This window comes from Novosphingobium sp. CECT 9465 (genome assembly GCF_920987055.1).
Lineage (GTDB): Bacteria > Pseudomonadota > Alphaproteobacteria > Sphingomonadales > Sphingomonadaceae > Novosphingobium.
Genome location: NZ_CAKLBX010000001.1, coordinates 1,137,783 through 1,162,649, shown reverse-complemented (window position 1 = coordinate 1,162,649; position 24,867 = coordinate 1,137,783). Strand labels below are relative to the sequence as shown.

Here is a 24,867-nt window from a genome sequence, read left to right as displayed (position 1 = left end):
ACGTTGTTGTTTTACCGTCGCGGAGCAGTCATGGGCCATTCACCTGCGGGCCTGGATTGGGCCTGCCGGACGATAGAAGAAAACATCGGGGAATCGCATGACCGTTTTGGACGCCGTCGCTGAACAGGCGATACTCGTTCCCACACCCAATATCGACGTGCAGCCACGCCGATATGCGGACTTCGGTACGTTCTGCGATGCGCTCGATTATGCCGCAAAAGGCGTACTGGGCTTCAACTTCCACGATCCGCGCGGGAACCTTGCGCACGTCTATCCTTATGCCCGGTTGCGTACCGATGCGCTCGTCGCCGCGCGCAAGCTGATCGCGCTGGGCGTCGGCCCGGCGGACCGTGTGGCGCTGGTGGCTGAAACCGGCCCGGAATTTGCCGCCCTGTTCTGCGGCGCAATGTATGCCGGGGCCTGGCCTGTACCCCTACCCTTGCCGACCAGCTTTGGCGGCAAGGAGAACTACATCGATCAGTTGACCGTCCAGCTCGGCAGCTCCGACCCCAAGATGCTGATCTATCCAGACGAGATTGGTGAAATGGCGGGCGCTGCCGCTGCGCGCCAGAGCTGCGCCGGACTGACGTGGAGCGATTTCGATGCAGCCGAAGCGGCCGACGCTCCGCTGCCCACGCCCGATCCCGATGCGATAAGCTACTTGCAGTATTCCAGCGGATCGACCCGCTTTCCGCACGGCGTTGCGGTTACGCACCGCGCGCTGATGGCCAATCTTGCCGGGCATTCGCACGGCATGAACATCGCTGATCCCGATCGCGCCGTATCGTGGCTGCCATGGTATCACGATATGGGGCTGGTCGGCTGCTTCCTCTCGCCGATCGCGAATGGCGTTTCGGTGGATTACATCAAGACCGAGGATTTCGCCCGTCGTCCGCTGGCATGGCTGGACATGATCAGCCGCAACAAGGGCACAACTCTCTCGTATTCGCCCACGTTCGGTTACGACATCTGCGCGCGCCGCATTTCCAGCCAGACCAATGTGGCTGAGCGTTTCGATCTTTCACGCTGGCGGGTGGCTGGCAACGGCGCTGACATGATCCGCCCTGACGTGATGCAGAATTTCGTCAATGCCTTTGCCGATGCCGGCTTCCGCGCCGATGCATTCCTGCCAAGCTACGGCCTTGCCGAAGCAACGCTTGGCGTCACCATCATGCCGCCGGGCGAAGGCATCCGGGTGGAACTGGTGGCAGAAGAGCGTCTTTCCGGCACCCCGCGCGACCTTTCGCGTCCGGCCCGTTATCGCGCCATGGTCAACTGCGGTGTGCCGGTGCGCGGGATGGAATTGGCGATTCGTGGCGAAAAGGGCAACGACCTGCCGCATCACCACATCGGCAAGGTCTGGTGCCGCGGCTCATCGGTGATGCACTCCTATTTCCGCGATCCAGAATCGACAGCCGAATGCATGGTCGATGGCTGGCTGGATACCGGCGATATGGGTTACGTCGATGAGAAGGGCTACCTGTTCATCGTCGGCCGCGCCAAGGACATGATCATCATCAACGGCAAGAACCACTGGCCCCAAGATATCGAGTGGGCGGTGGAACAGCTTCCCGGCTTCCATCAGGGCGATATCGCCGCCTTCTCGGTCGAGACGGACAACGGCGAGGAAGCGCCTGCCGTGCTGGTCCATTGCCGGGTGTCGGATCCAGTCGAGCGCCTGAAACTGCGAGACCAGATTCGTGACAAGGTGCGCTCGATCACCGGCATGAATTGCGTGGTCGAACTTGTCCCCCCGCGCACCCTGCCCCGCACCAGTTCGGGCAAACTCAGCCGCGCAAAGGCCAAGAAGCAGTACCTTTCGGGTGAAATCGCACCTTATCAGCTTGCAGCATGATGCGCGAATATTGTTGACGCAGAACCTCTCTTTCGTTCCTCTGCCAAATGGGAGAAACGAGGAGAGGACAAGATGGCGACAGCCCATGGCACAGATAGCTTTGCTGCACAGCAAACGGTGCAGCAAAACGCGCCGCAGGAGCTTTCCGGGGTAGTCGTCGGGTGGAAACATCGCACTTTTGCGCGCAACATTCACCTGACCGTGCAATCCACCAGCCGGGGCCAGCCGACGCCCGGCACCGTCAATACGCACAACCTGCTGATGACGCGCAGCCAGGCGATGCTTCTGGCCAATTACCTGATGCAGTTGTCCGGCTTCGAAGCCCAGCCGCCACGGCGACGAGGCTGGATCGCGCGTCTGTTTGGTTGATCGATGCCGAGTTGCGCCGCCCTAACTGACCACGCGGGTCAATCCGAGCGGCGCCAGGCATCAAGGTTCGATCAGGGCACTGGCTTGCGCATATAGGCGATCAGCGCAGCGCGCTCTGCCGGATTGGGCACACCCGCAAATGCCATCGACGTGCCGGGGACGAGCGCCGAAGGCTTGGTCAGCCACTTGTCGAGCGTGGCATCATCCCACTTGAGGTTGGCCTTCTTCATCGCCGCCGAATATTTGAATCCGGGCGCTGCCGCTGCCTTGCGGCCCACCACGCCTGCAAGGTTAGGACCCATCTTCACCGCCGTGCTTGGCGTTACCGTGTGGCAGGCCACACAGCGCATGAACACTTTCTTGCCGAGCACAGGGTCACCCTTGGGCGGGGCGGCCACCGCCGCGCCTGCCAGGGCCGAAACCGCAACACCCAACACAACCACTGCACGCGTAAACTTTGCCATCGTCCAACCCTGTCTGTTCTGAACTGCCCAATCCGGCACAAGCCGGAACGTGACGACTTTCCGACTACAGCGCTTTATCGCGGGTGAACGGCAATGCACTATAGCAGAAATGCATTCGGCCATAAAAAGGGTGGCGGCCGGGGTGGGCCAATGGTTCACCCCGGCACAAGCATCATTCCATTTCGAGGATGATCGCGTCCACTGCCAGGCTGTCGCCGGCCTTGGCGTTGACCGCCTTGACCTTGCCTGATTTTTCGGCGCGCAGGATGTTTTCCATCTTCATCGCCTCTACAACCGCGAGCGGCTGACCGGCTTCCACCGGATCGCCAACGCCAACATTGAGCGTGACGAGCAGCCCCGGCATCGGACAGATCAGGAATTTCGAAAGATCGGGCGGGATCTTTTCGATCATGTGCTGCGTGTAGGGCGCGATGTGGGCCGGCAGTACCTGCACGGCATGGATCGCGCCGCGCGTGGTCAGCTTGAAACCGGATCGGGTGGGTTCGACCTTTACCGACAAGGGCCTGTCATCGATCTCGCAATGAACCACGCGATCGCCCGGCGTGTATTCGAGCGCAAGGTCGATTGCCTTACCATCGACCGTCACTTCATCTTCATCGAGCGTGACCGCAAAAGTGCTGTCGCCGATCTTCACCGCCCACTCGTACGGCGGGTCCAGTTCATCGCCCAGTTGCTGATCGACGCGGCGGGCGCGGTCAGAACGGGCGGTAGCAAGGAAGCCTGCCAGCGCCGCCAGCGTCTGCTTCAGTTCGTCGGACGTTGCCGCGCCGTGGAACCCTTCAGGGTATTCCTCGGCAATAAAGCCGGTGGTCAATTCGCCCGAACGGAAGCGCGGGTGCTGCATGATCGCGCTGACGAAATCGATGTTGTGGCCAAGCCCTTCGATCTCGAATGCGTCGAGCGCGGCAATCTGCTTGTCGGCCGCTTCGTCGCGCGTCTTGCCCCAGGTGATCAGCTTGGCGATCATCGGATCGTAGAACATCGACACTTCGCCGCCTTCATAGACGCCATCGTCCACGCGCACACCATCGATGCCGCGGCGGCCATTTTCCGCACCGTCATCTTCCCAACCGGCGACCGGCGGGTTGTAGCGGATCAGGCGTCCGGTCGAGGGCAGGAAGCCGCGATAGGGGTCTTCGGCATAGACGCGGTTCTCGATGGCCCAGCCATCGATCTTCACGTCGTCCTGCGTCATGGCCAGCTTTTCGCCATAGGCAACGCGGATCATCTGCTCGACCAGATCGACGCCGGTGATGGCCTCGGTGACGGGATGCTCCACCTGCAGGCGGGTGTTCATTTCGAGGAAGTAGAAGCTTTCGCCCGTCGGGTCAGCACCCGAAACGATCAGTTCCACCGTGCCTGCCGAATAGTAGCCGACCGCGCGGGCCAGCGCGACGCACTGTTCGCCCATCGCCTTGCGCATCTTGGGTGTGACGAAGGGCGATGGCGCTTCTTCCACCACCTTCTGGTGGCGGCGCTGGATCGAGCATTCTCGCTCGTTCAGGTACAGAATGTTCCCGTGCTTGTCGCCCAGGATCTGGATTTCGATGTGGCGCGGATTAAGGATGAACTTCTCGATGAACACGCGGTCATCGCCGAAGGAGTTCAGCCCCTCGCGCTTGGTAGCTTCGAAGCCCTCGCGCACATCCTTTTCGGTATAGGCAAGGCGCATACCCTTGCCGCCGCCGCCCGCCGATGCCTTCATCATCACCGGATAGCCGATTTCTTCCGAAATCCGTACGGCGTGTTCGGTATCGTCGATCTCGCCGACGAAACCGGGCACGACGTTGACGCCAGCCTTCAGGGCCAGCTTCTTGGATTCGATCTTGTCGCCCATCGCGGCAATCGCGTTCACCGGAGGCCCGACAAACGCGATGCCTTCAGCGGCCAGCGCCTCTGCGAACGAGGTGCGCTCAGACAGGAAGCCATAGCCGGGATGGACCGCGTCCGCGCCCGTCTGCTTGGCTGCCGCGATGATCTTGTCCGCAATCAGGTAGCTTTGCGCGGCAGGCGCAGGCCCGATATGCACGGCTTCGTCCGCCATCTGCACAAATGGCGCGCGGGCATCGGCATCCGAATAGACCGCGACGGTCTGGATACCCATCCGGCGCGCGGTCTTGATAACGCGGCAAGCAATTTCGCCACGGTTGGCGATGAGGATTTTCTTGAACACTCTGGCTCTCCCCTCCTGCTTGCGAGGAAGGCCTGGCTAGGCCCTGCTCGTGCAAGCTTCGGTCAATGATGGCAAGGTGGAATGCCCACCCCTAACCCCTCCCGCAAGCGGGAGAGGGACTGAAAAATCAAGCGTCCGAAGGCGGCATGTTGTGCCCAAGCAACCGCAGCATGTCAGCCGCGGCTTCCACCACGTTGGTGCCCGGACCGTAGATGCCCTGCACCCCCGCTTCGCGCAGGAAATCGTAGTCCTGCGGCGGGATCACACCACCTGCGACGACCTTGATATCGCTGCGACCAGCCGCGCGCAGGTGCCCGATCAGTTCGGGGATCAGCGTCTTGTGCCCGGCAGCGAGTGACGACGCGCCGATGGCGTCCACGTCCTTTTCGAGCGCCAGTTTGGCGGCTTCTTCAGGCGTCTGGAACAGCGGGCCGCTGGTTACGTCAAAGCCCATGTCGCCGAAGGCCGAAGCGATCACATTGGCGCCGCGATCGTGGCCGTCCTGCCCCATCTTGGCGACAAGCATGCGCGGGGTGCGGCCGAGGCGGCGACCGACGGCTTCGACGCCCTCGACCACCTGATTGTAACGGCTGTCACCGGCATAGGCCGAACCATAGACGCCCTTGACCGGGGTGGGGAACGTGCCGTGGCGGCCGAACACCAGTTCCATCGCATCGGAGATTTCGCCCAGCGTGGCGCGGTGACGCGCGGCTTCGACTGCGAGTTCGAGCAGGTTGCCGCCGGTCTTCGCGCCTTCGGTGAGGGCGTTCAGCGCAGCGCGACACTTGGTCTCGTCGCGGCTCTCGCGCACCCACTTGAGGCGGGCGATCTGGCCCTGACGGACCTTGTCGTTATCGATGTCGAGCGTTTCGAGCAGGTCTTCGCTGGCAAGACGATACTTGTTGACGCCGACGATCACGTCCTCGCCACGGTCGACGCGGGCCTGCCGTCCAGCAGCGGCTTCCTCGATCATCGCCTTGGGCCAGCCAGCGGCCACGGCCTTGGCCATGCCGCCTTCGCTCTCGACGCGTTCGATGATCTCCCACGCCTTGTCGACCAGTTCCTGCGTCAGGCTCTCGATGTAGTACGACCCGCCCAGCGGATCGACCACGTTGCACATGCCCGTCTCTTCCTGAATCACGATCTGCGTGTTGCGCGCGATGCGGGCGGAAAAGTCGGTCGGCAGCGCGATGGCTTCATCCAGCGCGTTGGTGTGGAGCGACTGCGTGCCACCCAGCATCGCGGCCATCGCCTCGATCGTGGTGCGGATGACGTTGTTGTAGGGGTCTTGCTCCTGCAAGCTGACGCCCGAAGTCTGGCAGTGGGTGCGCAGCATCTTGCTGCGTTCGTCCTGCGCGCCCAGCTTGGTCATCACGCGGTGCCACAACACGCGCGCGGCGCGCAGCTTGGCCACTTCCATGAAGAAGTTCATGCCGATGGCAAAGAAGAACGACAGGCGCCCGGCGAACTTGTCGATGTCGAGGCCTGATGCCACGCCGTATTTCACGTATTCCATGCCGTCAGCGATGGTGAACGCGAGTTCCTGAACCTGCGTCGCGCCCGCTTCCTGCATGTGATAGCCGGAAATCGAAATGCTGTTGAACTTGGGCATTTCGCGGCTGGTATAGCCGAAGATGTCCGAGATGATCCGCATCGAGGGTTCGGGCGGGTAGATATAGGTGTTGCGGACCATGAACTCCTTGAGAATGTCGTTCTGGATGGTCCCGTCAAGCAGCTTGCGATCGACCCCCTGTTCCTCGCCCGCGACAATGAAGAACGCCAGGATCGGGATCACCGCGCCGTTCATGGTCATCGAGACCGACATCTGATCGAGCGGAATGCCGTCGAACAGGATCTTCATATCCTCAACGCTGTCGATGGCGACGCCCGCCTTGCCGACATCGCCGGTTACGCGCGGATGATCGGAATCATAACCCCGGTGGGTGGCAAGGTCGAACGCGACCGAGAGGCCTTTCTGGCCCGCTGCGAGGTTGCGACGGTAGAAGGCGTTGGATTCCTCGGCGGTGGAGAAACCGGCGTACTGGCGGATGGTCCACGGACGGCCCGCATACATCGAGGCGCGAACACCGCGCGTAAACGGCGCAAATCCCGGCAGACCGGGTTCAACGGTGACGTCCTCGGCGGTATAGAGCGGCTTGACGGCGATGCCTTCCGGCGTGGCCCAAGTCAGATCCTTGCCCTTGACTTCCTTTGCGGCGGCTGCCTGCCAGTCTGCCAGTGTCTTGTCGCTCATCGCTTCTATCTCCATCCCCTCTCCCCGATCGGGGAGAGGATACGCAGGCTTGGCAGCTTGCTGCCTGGCCGAAGTTGGAGAGGGGTTTGCGCGTTCCGCCCCCACTCCCCACCCTCTCCCCTGAAGGGGCGAGGGCTTTACGTTCAATGCCCGCCTTCGGGCACTTCCATGATCTCGGTCAGTTGTCCGCCCATGTCCTTGGGGTGAACGAAGAAGATCAGCGTGCCGTGTGCACCGATGCGGGGTTCGCCCAGCACGCGCTTGCCCATGCTTTCAAACCGCGCCTTGGCCGCGTGAATATCAGGCACTTCGTAGCAAAGGTGGTGCTGGCCGCCCAAAGGGTTGGCGGCGAGCCATTTGCCCACCGCGCTGTCCGGGCTGGTCGGCTGGATCAGTTCGATCTGCGTACCCGCCGTGCCATTCTCACCCGGCGTATTGACGAAGCAGACGCGGACCTGCTGGCTTTCCAGCACAAACGGTTCGGTGATGTCCGAAGCCCCCATCACATCGCGGTAGAAGGCGATCGAAGCGTCGATATCCGGCGTGGCAACGCCGACGTGGTTGAGGCGGCCGAGTTTCATCACAATCCTCCCCGGCACGGGGAGGGGGACCGCCGCAGGCGGTGGAGGGGACTCGCCCCAGCCGCCGCGCCCAAAGGATAGCCCCCGCCACCATGCTGCGCATGGTCCCCCTCCCCGTGCCGGGGAGGATGAAGAACCTTCATGCTCATCAAACCCTCTCGACAACCATGGCGATGCCCTGACCGCCGCCGATGCACATGGTGATCAGGCCATATTTGCCGCCGGTGCGCTGCAATTCGTAGATCATCTTGATGGTCAGGATCGCGCCCGTGCCGCCGATGGGGTGGCCCAGCGAAATGCCCGATCCGTTGGGGTTGGTCTTGACCGCGTCGAAGCCCAGTTCCTTGGCGACGCCACAAGCCTGCGCGGCAAAGGCCTCATTCGCTTCGATCACATCGATCTGGTCAAGCGTCAGGCCAGCGCGCTTGAGCGCGACAGGCACCGCCTTGACCGGACCCAGCCCCATCAGTTCCGGCTCAAGCCCGGCGTGGCCCCAGCCGAGGATCTTTGCCATCGGCTTCAGGCCGTGTTCGGCCACCGCTTCGCCGCTGGCCAGCACGACCGCGCCCGCGCCATCGTTGAGACCGGAGGCATTGCCCGCCGTAACCGTGCCGTCCTTCTTGAACACCGGCTTCAGCGCGGCCATCGCTTCAAGGTTGGCATCGGCGCGAACGTGTTCGTCCGTATCGAAAACGACAGTACCCTTGCGGGTCTTGATCTCGACCGGGACGATCTGGTCCTTGAAATAGCCGTTGGCGATGGCAGCGGCTGCGCGCTTCTGGCTTTCCACGGCCAGCGCATCCTGATCTTCGCGCGAGATCGAACAGCGTTCAGCCACGTTTTCCGCGGTGATGCCCATGTGGAAGCCTTCGAACGGATCGTGCAAGGCGCCCAGCATTGCGTCTTCGAACACCAGATTGCCCATCTTCACGCCATTGCGGCCGGCGCTGGTCATGTGCGGCGCGTTCGACATCGATTCCGCACCGGCACCGATGGCAATGTCATGTTCGCCAAGAGCAATGCCCTGCGCTGCCGAAACGATGGCCTGGAGACCCGAACCGCACAGGCGATTGACATTCATCGCAGGAGCGCTGATCGGCACACCGGCGTTTACCGCAGCAACGCGGCTGACATAGGCGTCCTTGGGCTGGGTCGATACGACCGTGCCGACGACCACGTTCTGGACCTTGTCCGCCGAAATGCCGGCGCGCTCGATCGCAGCCTTCATCACGATGGTGCCAAGTTCGGCCGGACGCAGCGAGGACAGGCCACCACCAAAAGAGCCGATGGCCGTGCGGGCGCCAGAGACGATGTAAATGTCAGTCATGTTAATGTTCCCAAAAATTGCCGGCGTGTCAGAGCGGAATGTTGTCGTGCTTCTTCCACGGGTTTTCGAGGCTCTTGTTCTTGAGCTTGCGCAGGCCCAGCGCCACGCGGCGACGGGTGGAGTGCGGGTGGATCACCTCATCGATGAAGCCCTTGCTTGCCGCGACGAACGGATTGGCGAAGCGATCTTCGTATTCCTTGGTCTTGACCGCGATTTCTTCAGTCGAAAGACCACGGAAGATGATCTCGACCGCGCCCTTGGCACCCATCACCGCGATTTCGGCGGTGGGCCATGCGTAGTTGAGATCGCCGCGCAGATGCTTGGAGGCCATCACGTCATAAGCGCCGCCATAGGCCTTGCGCGTGATCACGGTGATCTTGGGCACGGTGGCCTCGGCATAGGCGAACAACAGCTTGGCGCCATGCTTGATGATGCCATTGTGCTCCTGCGCCGTGCCCGGAAGGAAGCCCGGCACGTCGACGAAGGTCAGGATCGGGATATTGAAGGCATCGCAGAAGCGCACGAAACGCGCAGCCTTCTTCGATGAATTGATGTCGAGTACGCCCGCCAGCACCATCGGCTGATTGGCAACGATACCCACGGTGCGCCCCTCGATGCGCCCGAAGCCGGTAATGATGTTGCCGGCATGTTTTGGCTGAACCTCGAAGAAGTCGCCTTCATCCACCGTCTTGCGGATCACTTCCTGCATGTCGTACGGCTGATTGGCCGAGGCCGGAACGATGCTGTCGAGGCTGTGTTCAATCCGGTCGTAAGGGTCGGACGTAGGCCGTTCGGGTACGTCGTGACGGTTCGACAGCGGCAGGTAATCGAAGAAGTCGCGCGCCGCCAGCAGCGCCTCGATGTCGTTTTCCAGCGCAAGGTCGGCGACCGAGGTCTTGGTCGTGTGCGTCACCGCGCCGCCCAGTTCTTCCTGCGTGACGATCTCGTTGGTCACTGTCTTTACCACATCGGGACCAGTGACGAACATGTAGCTGCTGTCCTTCACCATGAAGATGAAGTCCGTCATCGCGGGGCTGTACACCGCGCCGCCCGCACATGGTCCCATGATCAGGGAAAGCTGCGGCACTACGCCCGATGCCAGCACATTGCGTTGGAAAACTTCGGCATAACCGCCCAGCGATGCCACGCCTTCCTGAATGCGCGCGCCACCTGAATCGTTAAGGCCGATGACAGGTGCACCGACCTTAAGCGCCATATCCATGATCTTGCAGATCTTCTGGGCATGCCGTTCGGAAAGCGAACCGCCGAACACGGTGAAGTCCTGGCTGAAGACGAACACGAGGCGACCGTTGATCGTGCCTGACCCGGTGACCACACCATCGCCGGGTATGACCGTTTCGGGCATGCCGAAATCAACGCAATTGTGTTCGACGTACATGTCGACTTCTTCGAAGCTGCCTTCGTCGAGCAACACTTTCAGACGTTCACGCGCGGTCAGCTTGCCCTTGGCATGCTGCGCGTCGATGCGCTTTTGCCCGCCACCCATACGCGCCGCCTGACGACGCTTTTCCATCTCGGCAATATTGGCGGACATTCGACGCATCCTCTCATTTGAATGGCGTGGACCAGTTTTCGGCTGCCCGGATCGCACCCCCCACCCCTTACCAGGACATGGGCCAGATCCAGACCCGCATCTGCACCCGGTTCATGGTTCGGGCCAAATGCGCATTGGCGTTCCGCTTGCGACACTCAGCTTGCCAAGTCCAATGTTATTCTGCAAACTTGCGAAGGAAATATTTGCAAATTGGACGATAGGAAATGGCCAGACGCCGCCTCTTTGCAGGCGAACAGCTCAAAGCGTTGCGCATCACACGCAAATTGCGTCAGGGTGAAATGGCCGCGCTGCTTGGCATCAGCGCGTCATACCTTTCGCAGATCGAGAACGACGAACGCCCGCTGACCCCCGCGCTTGTCGACCGTTTGCAGCAAGGCTTTCCCGTGGAATGGCAGGACTTTGCTGCCGACCGTGTCGAACCGGTGCTGACCGCCCTGCGCGATGCCACCGCCGATCCGCTGATCGGTGCCACGCTGCCCGGTGAACAGGTCGAGCGCGTGGCCGAACAGTACCCTGCTTTCGCGCGCGCATTTGCGCAATTGTGGGATCTGCATCGCCGTTCGGTGCAAAGGCTTGAAATCATCGACGAGGCGCTCGGCTCCGACAACATTTCGGGCGGGCGCCTGCCATGGGAAGAAGTGCGCGACTGGTTTCACCAGGCCAACAACTATGTAGACATCATCGACCGGGCAGCCGAACGCCTGGCGATACGCCTGTCGGGCACGGGAATGTCGCCAACCCTTGCGCAGATGGCAGGCTGGCTCGAAACGCACGGCATTGCGGTTGCATATAGCAGCGGCGGGGTGATGCGCCAGTTCGATCCTCTTGCGCGCCGATTGACGCTCGATCCGAACCAACCAGTGGAATCTGGCCGCTTCCAGATGGCCTACCAATTGGCTGCCGAAGCCCTCAGCGATGAAATTTCGGCTATCGTCAGCAATGCGACGCTTCAATCGGAAGCCGCCCGCCAGCTGCTGACCGTCGGACTGGGCAACTACGCGGCCGGCGCGTTGATCATGCCCTATGAATGGTTTCGCACACGCGCGCGCGAATTGCGCCATGATATAGACCAGTTGCGTCAAGCCTTCGGTGCCAGTTTCGAACAGACCTGCCACCGCCTGTCGACGCTGCAACGCCCGCAGGCGCGTGGCATTCCGATGTATTTCTGCAAAGTGGACATGGCCGGCAATATTACTAAGCGCCATTCCGCCACGCGCCTGCAATTCGCCCGCTTTGGCGGAGCATGCCCGCTGTGGGTGGTTCACGAAGCCGTGGCGATCCCCGACCGCATCCATGTGCAGGCTGCGGAAATGCCCGACGGCGTACGCTACGTCTCGATTGCCAAGGGGCTGGTGAAGACATCGGGCAGCTATTACCGGCCGCCGCGCCGCTATGCCGTGGCGCTGGGATGCGAAGCTGCACTGGCAGACGAATTCATCTATGCTGACGGGCTGAATTTGGCCCGGCCGGAAACGATCACCCGCATCGGCATTTCATGCCGGATCTGTCCGCGCAACGCCTGCGACCAGCGCGCCTTCCCACCCAGTGATCGCGCTATTCTGGTCGATCCTCATGCCCGCGACCTTGTACCCTACGGCATTACCGAAATGTGAGGAGGCAGGCAAAGCCCTGCCCCCTCGCCTATCCGGTTCAGGCATTGGGATTCGGCGCGAACGAACATATCTTGTTGCCATCGGGATCGCGCAGGTACGCGCCGTACTGCTGCCCCGGCGCGTTTACGCGCACGCCTGGCGCTCCTTCACAGGTGCCGCCATTGGCCAGCCCTGCCGCATGCCACGCATCGACAGCAGCCGCATCCGCTGCCTTGAATCCCAGGGTGTATCCATTGGAAACAGTATGCGCTTCGCCATTGGTTGGTTTGGCTACGATCAGCGACCCGGCTTCCGAAGGAAACGCCGTGCCATGCGGCAGCGGCACGGCCGTTGTGTGTCCCAGCGTTTCCATGACTGCCGAATAGAACTTGCGCGACTTTTCGACATCGTTGGTGCCAAGGAACGTGTGGGTGAACATGATGTTTCTCTCCTGCATGGGCCTTGTGGCCACTGCCCCCTGATGCCCCAGTCCTTGTCTCAGGTCGAGTCCGACCGGCCCGCATACCGCGAGGCGAAACGTGATTTCACGTTATCTGGCGCGCAGTTGGCCATGCGGCAAACGTTAGGTAATAAAACTTATCCCTGTCTGCCCTGGATTTAAGCAACGCCAAGGTAACTGGCAGCATGCAGCGGAACGGTTCGCAAGATTTGGGCTTCAGCACGCACCTGCTCCGGTGGCAGGTCGGCGCGCTTGTCGTGATCTTGGGAACTACCCTGCTTGCACCACGCCAGGATTCGGCCACGCTGCTCATAGCACTTGCGGGCAATACCGATGGGACGATCCTGAAACAGGAAATCCGGCGCGGCGCGGCCATTGCAGGGTCCGGCCCGGCGGGTGGGACCGTGCTTTTCAACACCCAACAGGGCATCGGATGGCGAGCGCTGCAATCCGGTTTGCTCGCCATCCGCATTCCTGCCGCCCTGTGTTCAAATACGGAAACTGCCAATGGACGATCTCGCTGACCTCCGTCGCCACGGCATGCGCCTGCTGGCAGCCATCGTTCTGGCCTTCGCGGTCGTGACCGCTGTCGGCGCGATCTGGGCAGGGTCCGGGGGGTGGCCGATTGCCCTGGCGCTGGTGATGACGGCGGGTCCCGTCGTGCTGGCGGCAAAAGGCAGCATCGATCCCGCCGCGAGAATCGCGATGGCCCTTTCGCTGATCGCATTTCCGATGATCTGGCTGTTTCAGTGGTCCGGCGCGGAAATGATGATCGATCTGCACATGACCTTCTTTGCCACCCTGGCGATTCTGGCGGTGCTGGCGGATTGGCGCCCGGTGCTGGCCGGGGCAGCCGCAACAGCGATCCATCATCTTTCCACCAATTTCATCGCGCCGTGGCTGGTCTATCCTGACGGACCCGATTTCATGCGCGTCGTGCTCCATGCCATCGTGCTGATCGGCGAAGCGGGCGCGCTGCTCGCCTTGTGCCATCAGCTTGAAGGGCTGATCGTGAGACAGGCCGAAGCCCGTGCGGCACAAGCAGCAACGGAACGGGCCGCCGCTGAAGAACGCGCGATCATCGAGGCCGAGCAGAAGCGGGTGATCGACATCATCGGGACCGAACTGGAAGCGCTGGCGCAAGGCAACCTTGCCACCCGCATCCGCGCGCCTTTCCCCCCCGCATACGAACCCTTGCGCACCAGTTTCAATGCAGCGGTGGCCGATCTGGATGAAATCGTTTCGCAAGTCCTCGTCGCGGTTGGCCAGATAAACACCGGGTCTGACGAAATCCGCTCTGCCGCGGACGATCTTGCCCGGCGGACGGAAGCGCAGGCCAGCGCGCTCGAACGCAACAGCGCCAGCACCAACGCCCTGACCGGCAAGATCAAGGCGACGGCGGCCTCTGCCGACGATGTCAGCACATCGATCATGACCGCCCAGCACGATGCCGAAACCGGGGGCGAAGTGGTCGAAGCCGCGGTCGGCGCGATGAACGCTATCGAGCGCTCGTCCAGCGAGATTTCGCAGATCATCACCATCATCGATGGCATCGCCTTCCAGACCAATCTGCTTGCGCTCAATGCCGGGGTGGAAGCCGCGCGCGCTGGCGATGCCGGCAAGGGTTTTGCCGTGGTCGCAAATGAAGTGCGGGCACTGGCCCAGCGGTCTGCCGATGCAGCCCACGATATCAAAAGCCTGATCAACGCATCGTCAACGCAAGTCGGCCAGGGCGTGGAGCTTGTCCGCAAGACCGGCGACGTGCTTGGCACCATCGTCCGCCATGTGCGCGACATCGGCGATTCCATCCGCACGATCGCCAGGGATTCAGGTCTTCAGGCCAGCGAACTCCATTCCGTCAGCGAGACGTTCTCGCAGATCGACAGTGTCACGCAGCAGAACGCAGCCATGGTAGAAGAAAGCACTGCCGCGGCGCACGGATTGCAACGCCAGGCAAATGCCGTGAAGCGGCTGGTCGAACGGTTCAGGACCACCCGGTCAAATCCCTCCGGCGACGTGGCCCCGGCCCATCGACGGCTTGCGGCTGTCAGCTGAAGCCAGGCAGGACGAAACCTAGAAAGCCGTTTCATTCTCCAGCGGCGGATCATTGCGATGGGCACCGGCATAAGTCTCTGCCGCCTTCATCACGCGCAGCATGTTGCGGCTTGAAAGCTTTTCCAGATCGGCCTGCGACCAGCCCCGGCGCACGAGTTCCACAAACAGCGCCGGATACGTCGAAACGTCCTCAAGCCCTTCGACGGTGGCCTCGACGCCATCGAGATCGCCGCCCAGCCCCACATGGTCTGGCCCGATCAATCGCGCGATGTGATCGATATGATCGGCAACATCGCGCAAGGACCCGCGCGGCATCGGGTTGGCCTTGTCCCAAGCTGCCAGCGCTGCTTTCGCAGCGTCGGGATCACCCCGATGCAGCGCGGCAAGCCGCGCCTGTTCGCCATCGCGCGATGCCCCCCACTGTCGCGCCGCCTCGACGACATAGGGCGGGTAGAAGTTGACCATCACGATACCGCCGTTCGCGCCGATCAGCTTCAGTGTCGCATCGGAAATGTTGCGGGGGTGATGATTGATTGCGCGGGCGTTTGAATGGCTGACGATCACCGGCGGCCCGTTCGTGGCGAGGGCGTCTGTCATCGTTGCTTCGCTTACATGGGCCAGATCGACCAACATTCCCAGCCGCTGCATTTCACGGACAACGGAAATGCCGAACGGGGTCAAACCATCGTGCACGGGCGCATCGGTGCCGCTATCGGCCCAGGCGGTGTTCCTGAAGTGCGTGAGCGTCATATAGCGCGCGCCCAGCGCATGCATCTGGCGCAGCACTGCCAGCGATCCGCCGATGGAATGGCCGCCTTCCATGCCGATCAACGAAGCCGTGCGCCCCGCCTTCTGCGCCGCGATCACGCAAGCACTATCCCCGCAAAACCGGAGATCCGCCGGATAGCGCGCGATCAGGCGGCGCGTCACATCGATCTGTTCGAGCGTAGCCTGCACCGCCTGCGGCTCTGGCAGGGTGGCCGAGACATAGACCGACCAGAATTGCGCGCCGACCCTGCCCGCCTTCATCCGGGCCAGATCAGTCATCATCGCATCGCGGCCCGATGCCGGATCGGCGGTATTACGGGTATCGCGAAAATCGAATCCGTCGATCAGGTTCTTGCGCCGTTCGCGCAATTGCTCAGGCACATCGTTATGGCCGTCGAAAACCGGGGCCGCGCGCAAGGCAGCATCGGCAATCGCGTCGGGGCTGCGCGGTGGCGCGGCGGCAATCAGCAGCGCCGCGCAGGCAATCAGAACGAATGGCTTGGTCATCGCAGGTTCCCCGATCGTTTCCAAGGCACCTTCCGACGTTTCCCGCCTCCGCTCAACCGTGCACCGTCAAAAGGATGGTCAAAGTTCCTTGCGCAACAGCAGCAGGAAGAAAGCGGCAGCAATCGACCCCATTGCCATGATCACCGAAACGCCGAACAGGCCAAGGCCCGCCTGCGTGAACAGCACGCCCGCCAGAATCGGCGATCCGGCCGCGCCGATCCGGCCCGCACCAATGGCAAAGCCGGTGCCGGTGGCCCGGACATGGGTGGGAAAGCCTTTGGCAAACAGCGAATAGAACCCGACGATGGCAGCATTGCTGGCAAAGCCGGTGAAGAATACCGCGAGCTTCCAGCCATCCAGCGTTTCCCGGCCCAGGCCGAAAATGACCACGGCCACCGCGCCTGCCAGCAACATCGCGATAGTTGGCCACTTCAGGCCGAAGCGATGCATCGCAAAGCCGAATACCGCCCCGCCGATCGCCCCGCCGATGTTGGCCATTACCAGTACGCTTGCCGCTTCTGGCTGGGAATAGCCATAATCAGCCACGATCTTGGGTGTCCACTTGAGGATGTAGTAAAACGTGCCTGCGTGGAACGAATAGCCCAGCGTCAGCAGAACCGTGGTGCGCAGCAGGCCAGGCTTGAAAATGTCGAGTGCACTGGGTTTGTCGGCAAGTGCAGGCGCAGGCGGCATGACCGTCGCAAACGGCAAGGCCAGCTTGCGCAGCGACGCGTTGACCTTGTCGAGCGCCGTGCTTTCGCGCCGGGTAACATAGTAATCCGGCGTTTCCGGGACGAATATCAACACCAGCGGTATAAAGGCGGCGGTGGCAATCGCGCCGAATTCGAACACCAGCCGCCAGTCGCCACCCTTCAGCAGACTGCCGGAGATGATGCCGCCCAGCGTTGCGCCGGCGGGATAGCCGATCACCATGAGAGCCATGGCCAGCGAACGGCCCTTGAGGCTGGACAGTTCGGCTGTAACCGCGTTGATCGCCGCCAGCATCCCGCCGATGCCAAGCCCGGTGATGAAGCGCCACAAGGCAAGGCTGCCGGGGCTTTGCGAGGTAGTGGCAAGCCCCATGCCCGTTGTCATGACGATAAGGCACGTCAGAATTGTCGGACGACGGCCGAAACGATCTGCCGCACCGCCAAGCAGGACCGATCCGAAGCCCATACCGATCAATTCCATCGACAGGACAACGCCCAGAGCATCGCGCTCGATGCCCCATTCCTTGGCGATTCCCGGTGCGGCGAACGCGCTGGATAGCACATCGAACCCATCAAGCGCATTGAGCGCGATCATCAGGGCGACCGCGATCCACTGGCGGACGCCCATCGGCGTCTGCTCGATCACCTGACGCGGGGTCTGTTCCATCCGGGCCTTATCCTCTCAAAACCGATTATTGCTATTTCATATAACTCATTCATGGATTCGGGAAAGGAGTTCGATCAACTGCCGCACTTCCTTGTCGGAAAAGCGGCTTTTGACCCAGGCTTCATGCTCGCCAATCGCGCGCTTGGCCCTGGCCAGCATGGCGATCCCTTCCGGTTGAAGGTGAAGCGCCTGCTTGCGCCCGTCCTTTTCGGAACGGTCCCGCCGCAGGAAATGCTTGGCTTGCAGGCGATTGATGATCGCCATCGTCGTGGCGCGATCCATGCGCAGGCGCTGCGCCAGATCGGTCTGGGCGATGCCGGGGTGGTCATCGACCAGCCACAGCACCGACACCTGTTTCTGCGTCAGGTCCAGGTCGGTGAATGTTTCGGTGAAATGGCGAAGACACGCGCCGTGTGCCAGGCGGATATGGAAACCCAAGATGTCATTGATGGCACCGATGGCCGCTTCATCAGTGTGACCGATCGGCGCGATCGCATCTTCGAATTTGTCTCTGATCAATGACCTGCCCCTGAATGCTCTTGTCTAATTGTTAGCAATACATACAATATCAGCAGGAGGATACCATGGCACAATTTCCCGATACCCCCGGCTTCACGGGATTCAACACACCGTCGCGGATTGAAGCGGACATCGCCGATCTTGCCCACGAAGGCACGATTCCCGCAGGGTTAAACGGCGCTTTCTATCGCGTCCAGCCTGACGCGCAGTTTCCTCCCCGGCTGGGCGATGACATTGCCTTCAACGGTGATGGCATGATCACCCGCTTCCACATCCACGACGGCCAGGTGGATTTCCGCCAGCGCTGGGCCAAGACCGACAAGTGGAAGCTGGAAAGGGCGGCGGGCAAGGGCCTGTTCGGCGCTTACCGCAACCCGCTGACCGATGACGAAAGCGTGAAGGGCGAATACCGCTCCACCGCCAACACCAACGCCTTCATCTTTGCCGGAAAATTGTGGGCGATGAAGGAAGACAGTCCCGCGCTGGTGATGGACCCGGCCACGATGGAGACGTTCGGCTTTGAAAAGTTCGGCGGCAAGATGACCGGCCAGACCTTTACCGCACACCCCAAGATCGATCCGAAGACCGGCAACATGGTCGCCATCGGCTATGCCGCGTCGGGCCTGTGCACCGACGACGTGACTTACATGGAAATCAGCCCGGCAGGCGAACTGATCCGCGAAATCTGGTTCAAGGTGCCTTACTACTGCATGATGCACGATTTCGGCATCACCGAGGACTATCTCGTGCTGCACATCGTGCCATCGATCGGCAGCTGGGAGCGTCTCGAAAAGGGCCTGCCGCACTTCGGCTTCGACACGAAGATGCCGGTCTACCTCGGCGTTATTCCGCGCCGTGACGCCGTAACCGATGCCGATATCCGCTGGTTCAAGCGCGACAACTGCTTTGCCAGCCACGTTTTCAACGCGTTCCAGGAAGGCACCAAAGTCCACATCGACGTGCCTGAAGCGCCGAACAACATGTTCCCGTTCTTTCCCGACGTCGATGGTGCCCCGTTCGATCCCGTGGCGGGATCAAGCCGACCGACACGATGGACGGTCGACCTTTCGTCCAACAGCGAAGACTTTGCCGCCATCACCCGGCTGAGCGAATCGATCGGCGAATTTCCTCGCATCGACGATCGCTTCACCGGACTGCCCTATCGCTATGGCTGGATGCTGGAAATCGATCCGACCAAGCCGGTCGACACTTCGGTACGGAGCATTTCCGGCATGCTGCTCAACAGCTTGTGCCTGCTCGATCTGCAAACCGGCACGGAACAGCACTGGTGGTGCGGGCCGACGGCAACGCTGCAGGAACCGTGCTTCGTACCACGCAGCAAGGATGCTCCCGAAGGCGAAGGCTGGATCGTAATGGTCTGCAACCGTATCGACGAATTGCGTTCCGACCTGCTGATCCTTGATGCTCTCGACATCGAAAAAGGACCGGTGGCGCGCGTGGCCGTGCCCATCCGCTTGCGCTTTGGCCTGCACGGCAACTGGGCCAACGCCGACCAGATCGGTCTGGCCGAGGGAATGGTCGCAGCATGACGGCAATTCGCGCTGCGGTGTGCCGTGAAGGGCAAGCCGGATTTTCCATCGAGGAAGCCCGGATCGATGCCCCCCGCGCGGGCGAGGTGCTTGTTCGCATCGTCGGTGCCGGCGTGTGCCATACCGACATGGCCGTGCGGGACCGACAATTGCCGGTCCCGTTGCCAGTCGTTCTTGGGCATGAGGGATCGGGCGTGGTCGAAGCCGTGGGTGCAGGAGTAACAACGCTCGTCCCCGGTGACGCCGTAGTGCTGTCATTCGCCAGTTGCGGCGCCTGCCCCAACTGCGCGGACGACGCGCCTGCCTATTGCTATGACTTCGGGCTGCACAACTTCGCCAGCGCCCGCCCCGATGGCAGCATGGCGATCAGCACGGCGCAAGGCCCGGTCCACAGCCACTTCTTCGGCCAGTCCTCGTTCGCCACCCATGCGATCGCTACGGAACGCAACGTGGTGAAGGTGCCTGCGAATGCCAAAGACGTACCGCTGGAACTGCTTGGCCCGCTGGGCTGCGGGCTTCAGACCGGGGCAGGTGCGGTGCTCAATTCGATGGCGGTCAAGGCCGGACGCTCGCTTGCCGTGTTCGGTGCTGGCGCGGTCGGTCTGTCCGCGATCATGGCGGCGCGGATTGCCGGGGCCGATCCGATCATCGCGATCGATCTGCATGACAGCCGCCTGGCGCTCGCCCGCGAACTGGGGGCAACGCATACGATCAAAGGTGATGGCGATGTTGCGGCGGCACTGGGCGAGATATGCCCTGAAGGTCTGAACTATGCCTTCGACACCACCGGTCTTGGCAAACTGATCGAACTTGCCTTCGGCCTGCTTGCCCCGCGCGGAATCCTCGGCCTTGTCGGCGCATCGGACGCCGATGCCATGCTGCACTTCAACGAAACTTCGCTGATGGGCGGCGGCAAACGGGTGATGGGCATCCTTGAGGGCGACAGCGACCCCCAGGTGTTCATTCCGCAGTTGATCGAACACCATTTGGCCGGGCGCTATCCGTTCGACCGGCTGATCGAGACGTTCGCGTTCGACGACATCAACGAAGCCTTCGAAGCGAGCGAAAGCGGACGCGTTATCAAGCCTGTGCTGAAAGTCTCGGTTGCGTGAACCGGCTGGCGGGGTAGCCTTCTACCCCGCCGCCCTCTCCAGCAATGCCGCTTCGTCGCGCTCGGCACGTCTTGCGATCAGGACCAGAAGCAGCACGATCGGCACCGCCACAACATTGATCGACAGCATGGCGGTGCGCAGGGAACCGGTTGCGTCTGACAGCAGCCCGACCACATAAGGGCCGATGCCCATGCCCAGAATGGTCATCACCAGCAGGTAGAAACTGGCCGTAAGCCCGCGCATCCGGGGCAGAACCTGATCGTACAGGATCGCATATAGCGGCGGCATCCACCCGGTCAGGATGAAGCTGTACAGCAGGAAGCGCAGGTAAAAGCTGCCGGGATCAGGCGCGAAATAGACCCAGAACGACAGCAGCGGCGATACACCCATCGCGAAAAGCCCCACCCAAGCCCGCCCGCTGCCGGGAAAGCGCTGGTTGAGCCAATCGGACAGCGGACCCCACGCCAGCGGGCCTAGAATGCCCATCCCGGCCGAGAGCAGGCCGAACTGCAACGCCGTTTCCTGCATCGTCAACCCGTAAGTGCGGATCAGGAAGCTGGGGTTGAACGCCATCATCCCGTAATTGAGCGAACATTGCAGCGTCCCCACCGCAATGCACATCAGCAATGTGGGTGAACGCGTAATCACGCGAAACGCCTGAGCATCACCCATCTTCATGCCTTGCAGCAAGTTGACGATCACGAACACGCCCAGCCCGATGACGGTCCATTGCAACGCATGTGGGTTGAGCGAAATGCCGCCAAGCACCATCAGCGGCTTGGGACTGATCGCGCTGCTGATCACGGTCAGGCCAGCGGCGGCCCCCACGATCAACGCCAGCGCCAGCAGGTTGCCGCGCACCATGCCAGCGCTCGCGCCCCGGCCCTTCATGCCCAGCCAGTGGAACCCCGGCGTTACCGATCCGAGCAGCGCAAAGCTGGCACGGAAGGGGTGCGGATCAGGCGCAGTGGCGATCCCGTCCATCTGCCCGCGCACCGGTTCCTTCAGGCGCCACATGACCGCTGCCAGCACAAAGCCCGGCGCCGCCGCCACCAGAAATGCAAACTGCCAGCCGCGCAGGCCGCCCGGCGCCGCCCCTGCGGCATATGTGACGTCCCACCAATGCGCCGCCACGCCGCCAAGGATAAGCGAACCGCCAAGCCCCAGCGCCACGGCAGACGCCATGACCGACATCACGAACCCGCGCCGGTGTTTCGGCCAGAAATCGTAGATCAGCGAGGTTCCGGCAGGCTGCGTCGCGGCCTCACCAATCCCAACGCCCAGCCGAGACAAGGCCAGCAATGTGAAACTGCTGGCGAAACCGGCAAGCCCGGTTGCCGCAGACCAGAACAGAAGGCTGACCGCCAGCAGGCGCGTACGCACCCAGCCATCGGCAAGCCGCCCCACCGGCAGCGAGAACAGCGCATAGAACAACGCAAACACGGTGCCGTAAAGCAGCCCCATCTCGGCATCGCCAATCTTGAGGTCAGCCTTGATCGCAGGGGCGAGGATCGCGAGAATCTGCCTGTCGAGCAGGCTCATCGCATTGGTCAGCGCGACGAGGACAAGCGCGTACCATGCTCCCGGTGCGAGATCGCGGCGTGGTTGCGTGGTCATGGCGTTCCTCTCCACACCTGAGTCACAGCTTGAACCAGCGCTCGGCGTTTGTCTGGAAGAACTTCTTCTTCGTTTCTGCGCTCATGTCCATGGCGTCCATGGCATGCACTTCCTGCGGCACATACTGGTACGGGTAATCCATCGCGTACATCACGCGGTCTTCGCCCATGACCTGCTGGCAGAACTTGACCGCCGGTTCCCACGCCACGCCCGAATTGGTGACGAGCACGTTCGACTTCAGATATTCGGCGATGGTCTTTTTCAGCGGCTTCATGCGTTCATAGCGCTGCGAACGGACGCCTGCCTGATGCATGTAATCAAGCCGGTAAAGCCAGTAGGGCAGCGCCTCGCCCATGTGGCCGACCATGATCTGCAAGGTCGGGTACTTGTCGAAAATGCCGATGGTGATCAGGCGCAGCAGATGCATCCCGGTTTCAACGCCGAACCCGAATACCGCGCCATCAAGGCCCGCTTCGAGCATCGGGCCGATCATGGAATCGGGTGATGTTGCCGGGTGGATGTAGAGCGGCTGGTCCACCTCGACCAGGGCACGGAAGATCGGGTCGAAGAATTCCTCGTCCAGATAGCGGCCCTGCGTGTGGCTGTTGATCTGGATGCCCTTGAAGCCCAGCTCCTTTGCGCCGCGATGAATCTCTTGCGCCGACCATTCCGGGTCTTGCGGGGCCACCGTGCCCATGCCGATGAAGCGATCAGGATACTTCTCGCAAGCGTCGGCCAAAAGATTGTTGGCGCGGGCGGCGATGCCCCTGGCTTCTTCGGTGTCGAGTATCGGCTGCACGCCGGGCGAGGTCAGCGCGAGAATTGCCTTGTCGATGCCAGCGGCGTCCATATCGGCAATGCGGCGTTCGCCCAGATCGAGCAGGCGTTCGAGAATCTGCGTGGCGCGTTCCGACGGCGACGTGCCGTAGAAGCCCCAGAGCGAGACCATGCCCTTGTCCGCCGTGCCGTCCTTGATCATGCGCAGGAACGCATCGACCTGTTCGCGCGTGGCGAAAGCCTCTTCGGTGGCGATACGCAGGTAGCCTTGGCCCCCGCCGGTTTTCAGATCTTGCATCGTCGCTCCTCCCCGGCACGGGGAGGGGGACCAGCCGCAGGCTGGTGGAGGGGCACAGGCCCAATAAACCAGCACTTTGCGGAGGCGCCCCTCCACCATGCTTTGCATGGTCCCCCTCCCCGTGCCGGGGAGGAATAATAACTCAGCCTTCGTGCACCGCTTTGGTGACAAGGCAGGCCATCAGGCCTTCCGGGCCATCTTCTGCACCGTGGCCAGACCACTTGACCCCACCGAACGGGGAATCCGATCCACCGATCATGGTCGTGTTCAGCCCCAGCATCCCCGTCTCGATCTCACGGGCGAGCCGCTTCTGGCGCGCGGCGCTATCGGTCCAGGCATAGGCGGCAAGACCATAAGGCAGGCGGTTCGCCTCGGCGATCATCGCATCTTCGCCACTATAGGCGTTCAGCAGCGCCACCGGGCCGAACGGTTCTTCGTTCATGATCAGAGCATCCAGCGGGATTTCCGACAGGACCGTGGGCGCATAGAAATAGCCCGCGTTGCCAACACGCTGCCCGCCAGTGTGCAGCTTTGCCCCGCGCGCGGTGGCATCGCCGATCAGGTGGTCCATCGCTTCGGGGCGGCGGGGGTTGGCCATTGGTCCCATCTGCGAGCCTTCTTCAAGCCCGTTGCCGACCTTGATCGCTTTGGCCCGTTCCACAAACCCGTCACGGAAGCGGTCGAACACGCCTTCTTCCACGATGAAGCGGGTGGGAGAAACGCAGACCTGCCCGGCGTTGCGGAATTTGTGCGGAACCACGGTATCGAGCACACGATCAATGTCGGCATCGGCAAAGACCAGCACGGGTCCGTGCCCCCCCAGTTCCATCGTGGTGCGCAGCATGTTGTCTGTGGCAAGCCGGGCGAGATGCTTGCCGATCACGGTCGATCCGGTGAACGACAGCTTGCGGATGATGGGCGAGCCGAGCAGATGGCGGCTGACCTCGTCCGGCACACCGAACACGGCCTGCGCCACTTGGGCGGGCAACCCTGCATCGAGCAGGCATTGGAGCACACCCAGCGCCGAAGCCGGGGTTTCTTCCGCCGCCTTGAGGATCACAGAGCAGCCCGCTGCAATCGGCGCGCCGAGCTTGCGGCCGGGATTGCCGAGCGGGAAGTTCCACGGCGCAAACGCCGCGACCGGGCCGACCGGTTCATGCGTGACCGTGCTGCGCATACCCGCCGGGCGAACCAAGGTGCGGCCATAGATGCGGAACACTTCGCCCGCATAGAAATTGAACAGCCCAACGTTCATCATCACTTCGATGCGCGCTTCGGCAAGGGTCTTGCCCTCCTCCATCGTGGCGATCCGCGCTAGGTCTTCCTGCCGCTCGACCATCAACCGGGCCGCGCCTTGCAGTACGGCAGCGCGCTGTTGCGGCGTGCTGTTACGCCAGATGCGAAAACCTTCGGCAGCAACTTCAAGCGCGCGGTCGAGGTCTGCTGCATCGGCCAGCGGCAACTCGCCGATGGTTTCACCCGTGGCGGGATTGACGACAGCGTGCGTGCGGCGACCGCCGCCTGCAATCTGCTGGCCATCGATGATCATGTGGAGAGAGGGATATTGGGTCATGGCAATTCCATTTGTTGCGGGCGGGAGCAGGACGGAACCTTG

The 24,867-nt window shown here is 62.1% G+C and carries 20 protein-coding genes; 7 read left to right on the top strand and 13 right to left on the bottom strand.

Features of this window, described 5'->3' with window-relative positions:
• Positions 1-97 precede the first annotated feature (97 nt).
• Together LUA85_RS05650 and LUA85_RS05645 are read left to right on the top strand one after the other, a co-directional pair.
• The gene (locus tag LUA85_RS05650) at positions 98-1,855 is read left to right on the top strand and encodes a fatty acyl-AMP ligase (RefSeq protein ID WP_231467688.1); all 1,758 of its coding nucleotides are present in this window, start codon (positions 98-100) and stop codon (positions 1,853-1,855) included.
• Positions 1,856-1,927: 72 nt separating this feature from the next.
• Positions 1,928-2,224 carry a hypothetical protein gene (locus tag LUA85_RS05645; RefSeq protein WP_231467687.1) on the top strand — a complete coding sequence of 99 codons (297 nt, stop codon included), beginning with the start codon at positions 1,928-1,930 and terminating at the stop codon, positions 2,222-2,224.
• Between the two features lie 71 nt (positions 2,225-2,295).
• Here LUA85_RS05645 and LUA85_RS05640 read toward each other — a convergent pair whose 3' ends face one another.
• From LUA85_RS05640 to LUA85_RS05615, 6 genes are all read right to left on the bottom strand, one after another.
• Complete coding sequence (locus LUA85_RS05640) at positions 2,296-2,688, bottom strand: cytochrome c family protein (RefSeq protein ID WP_231467685.1); 393 nt, start codon at positions 2,686-2,688, stop codon at positions 2,296-2,298.
• A 172-nt stretch (positions 2,689-2,860) separates the two neighbouring features.
• Positions 2,861-4,882 (bottom strand): acetyl/propionyl/methylcrotonyl-CoA carboxylase subunit alpha, encoded by a 2,022-nt coding sequence (locus LUA85_RS05635; protein WP_231467683.1) that lies wholly within the window; start codon positions 4,880-4,882, stop codon positions 2,861-2,863.
• A gap of 127 nt (positions 4,883-5,009) precedes the next feature.
• Positions 5,010-7,136 (bottom strand): methylmalonyl-CoA mutase, encoded by a 2,127-nt coding sequence (scpA, locus tag LUA85_RS05630; protein ID WP_231467681.1) that lies wholly within the window; start codon positions 7,134-7,136, stop codon positions 5,010-5,012.
• Positions 7,137-7,279: 143 nt separating this feature from the next.
• Positions 7,280-7,717 (bottom strand): methylmalonyl-CoA epimerase, encoded by a 438-nt coding sequence (gene mce / locus LUA85_RS05625; protein ID WP_231467679.1) that lies wholly within the window; start codon positions 7,715-7,717, stop codon positions 7,280-7,282.
• Positions 7,718-7,865: 148 nt separating this feature from the next.
• Positions 7,866-9,044: a beta-ketothiolase BktB gene (bktB, locus tag LUA85_RS05620; protein WP_231467677.1), complete on the bottom strand. Its 1,179-nt coding sequence runs from the start codon at positions 9,042-9,044 to the stop codon at positions 7,866-7,868.
• Positions 9,045-9,072: 28 nt separating this feature from the next.
• The gene (locus LUA85_RS05615; protein WP_231467675.1) at positions 9,073-10,599 is read right to left on the bottom strand and encodes an acyl-CoA carboxylase subunit beta; all 1,527 of its coding nucleotides are present in this window, start codon (positions 10,597-10,599) and stop codon (positions 9,073-9,075) included.
• Positions 10,600-10,823: 224 nt separating this feature from the next.
• Here LUA85_RS05615 and LUA85_RS05610 point away from each other — a divergent pair, with 224 nt between their 5' ends.
• Complete coding sequence (locus tag LUA85_RS05610) at positions 10,824-12,233, top strand: short-chain fatty acyl-CoA regulator family protein (RefSeq protein WP_231467673.1); 1,410 nt, start codon at positions 10,824-10,826, stop codon at positions 12,231-12,233.
• A gap of 37 nt (positions 12,234-12,270) precedes the next feature.
• Here LUA85_RS05610 and LUA85_RS05605 read toward each other — a convergent pair whose 3' ends face one another.
• Complete coding sequence (locus LUA85_RS05605; RefSeq protein WP_231467671.1) at positions 12,271-12,651, bottom strand: VOC family protein; 381 nt, start codon at positions 12,649-12,651, stop codon at positions 12,271-12,273.
• Between the two features lie 206 nt (positions 12,652-12,857).
• Between LUA85_RS05605 and LUA85_RS05600 the strand changes: the two genes are divergently transcribed.
• On the top strand, positions 12,858-13,196 hold the full coding sequence (locus LUA85_RS05600) for a hypothetical protein (protein WP_231467670.1): 339 nt from the start codon (positions 12,858-12,860) through the stop codon (positions 13,194-13,196).
• Positions 13,180-14,727, top strand: coding sequence for a methyl-accepting chemotaxis protein (locus tag LUA85_RS05595; RefSeq protein WP_231467668.1), 1,548 nt, complete (start codon positions 13,180-13,182; stop codon positions 14,725-14,727). Before LUA85_RS05600 ends, LUA85_RS05595 begins: the two co-directional genes overlap by 17 nt.
• Before the next feature lie 18 nt (positions 14,728-14,745).
• Here the strand turns inward: LUA85_RS05595 and LUA85_RS05590 are convergent, their stop codons facing one another.
• The 3 genes from LUA85_RS05590 to LUA85_RS05580 form a co-directional block, all read right to left on the bottom strand.
• Positions 14,746-16,002 (bottom strand): dipeptidase, encoded by a 1,257-nt coding sequence (locus LUA85_RS05590; protein WP_231467666.1) that lies wholly within the window; start codon positions 16,000-16,002, stop codon positions 14,746-14,748.
• Positions 16,003-16,080: 78 nt separating this feature from the next.
• Complete coding sequence (locus LUA85_RS05585; RefSeq protein ID WP_231467664.1) at positions 16,081-17,379, bottom strand: MFS transporter; 1,299 nt, start codon at positions 17,377-17,379, stop codon at positions 16,081-16,083.
• 45 nt (positions 17,380-17,424) lie between these two features.
• Positions 17,425-17,898: a MarR family winged helix-turn-helix transcriptional regulator gene (locus tag LUA85_RS05580; protein WP_231467662.1), complete on the bottom strand. Its 474-nt coding sequence runs from the start codon at positions 17,896-17,898 to the stop codon at positions 17,425-17,427.
• A gap of 65 nt (positions 17,899-17,963) precedes the next feature.
• On the opposite strand from LUA85_RS05580, the gene LUA85_RS05575 reads away from it, so the two are divergent.
• Both LUA85_RS05575 and LUA85_RS05570 read left to right on the top strand, forming a co-directional pair.
• Positions 17,964-19,448, top strand: a complete 1,485-nt coding sequence (locus tag LUA85_RS05575; RefSeq protein WP_231467660.1) for a carotenoid oxygenase family protein — start codon at positions 17,964-17,966, stop codon at positions 19,446-19,448.
• Complete coding sequence (locus LUA85_RS05570; RefSeq protein WP_231467659.1) at positions 19,445-20,560, top strand: NAD(P)-dependent alcohol dehydrogenase; 1,116 nt, start codon at positions 19,445-19,447, stop codon at positions 20,558-20,560. The genes LUA85_RS05575 and LUA85_RS05570 overlap by 4 nt, the downstream gene beginning before the upstream one ends.
• A 21-nt stretch (positions 20,561-20,581) precedes the next feature.
• Here LUA85_RS05570 and LUA85_RS05565 read toward each other — a convergent pair whose 3' ends face one another.
• From LUA85_RS05565 to LUA85_RS05555, 3 genes are all read right to left on the bottom strand, one after another.
• Positions 20,582-22,177 carry an MFS transporter gene (locus LUA85_RS05565; RefSeq protein ID WP_231467657.1) on the bottom strand — a complete coding sequence of 532 codons (1,596 nt, stop codon included), beginning with the start codon at positions 22,175-22,177 and terminating at the stop codon, positions 20,582-20,584.
• Between the two features lie 22 nt (positions 22,178-22,199).
• Positions 22,200-23,252, bottom strand: coding sequence for an amidohydrolase family protein (locus LUA85_RS05560; protein WP_231467655.1), 1,053 nt, complete (start codon positions 23,250-23,252; stop codon positions 22,200-22,202).
• A gap of 142 nt (positions 23,253-23,394) precedes the next feature.
• Positions 23,395-24,825, bottom strand: a complete 1,431-nt coding sequence (locus LUA85_RS05555; protein WP_231467653.1) for an NAD-dependent succinate-semialdehyde dehydrogenase — start codon at positions 24,823-24,825, stop codon at positions 23,395-23,397.
• Between the last annotated feature and the right edge of the window lie 42 nt (positions 24,826-24,867).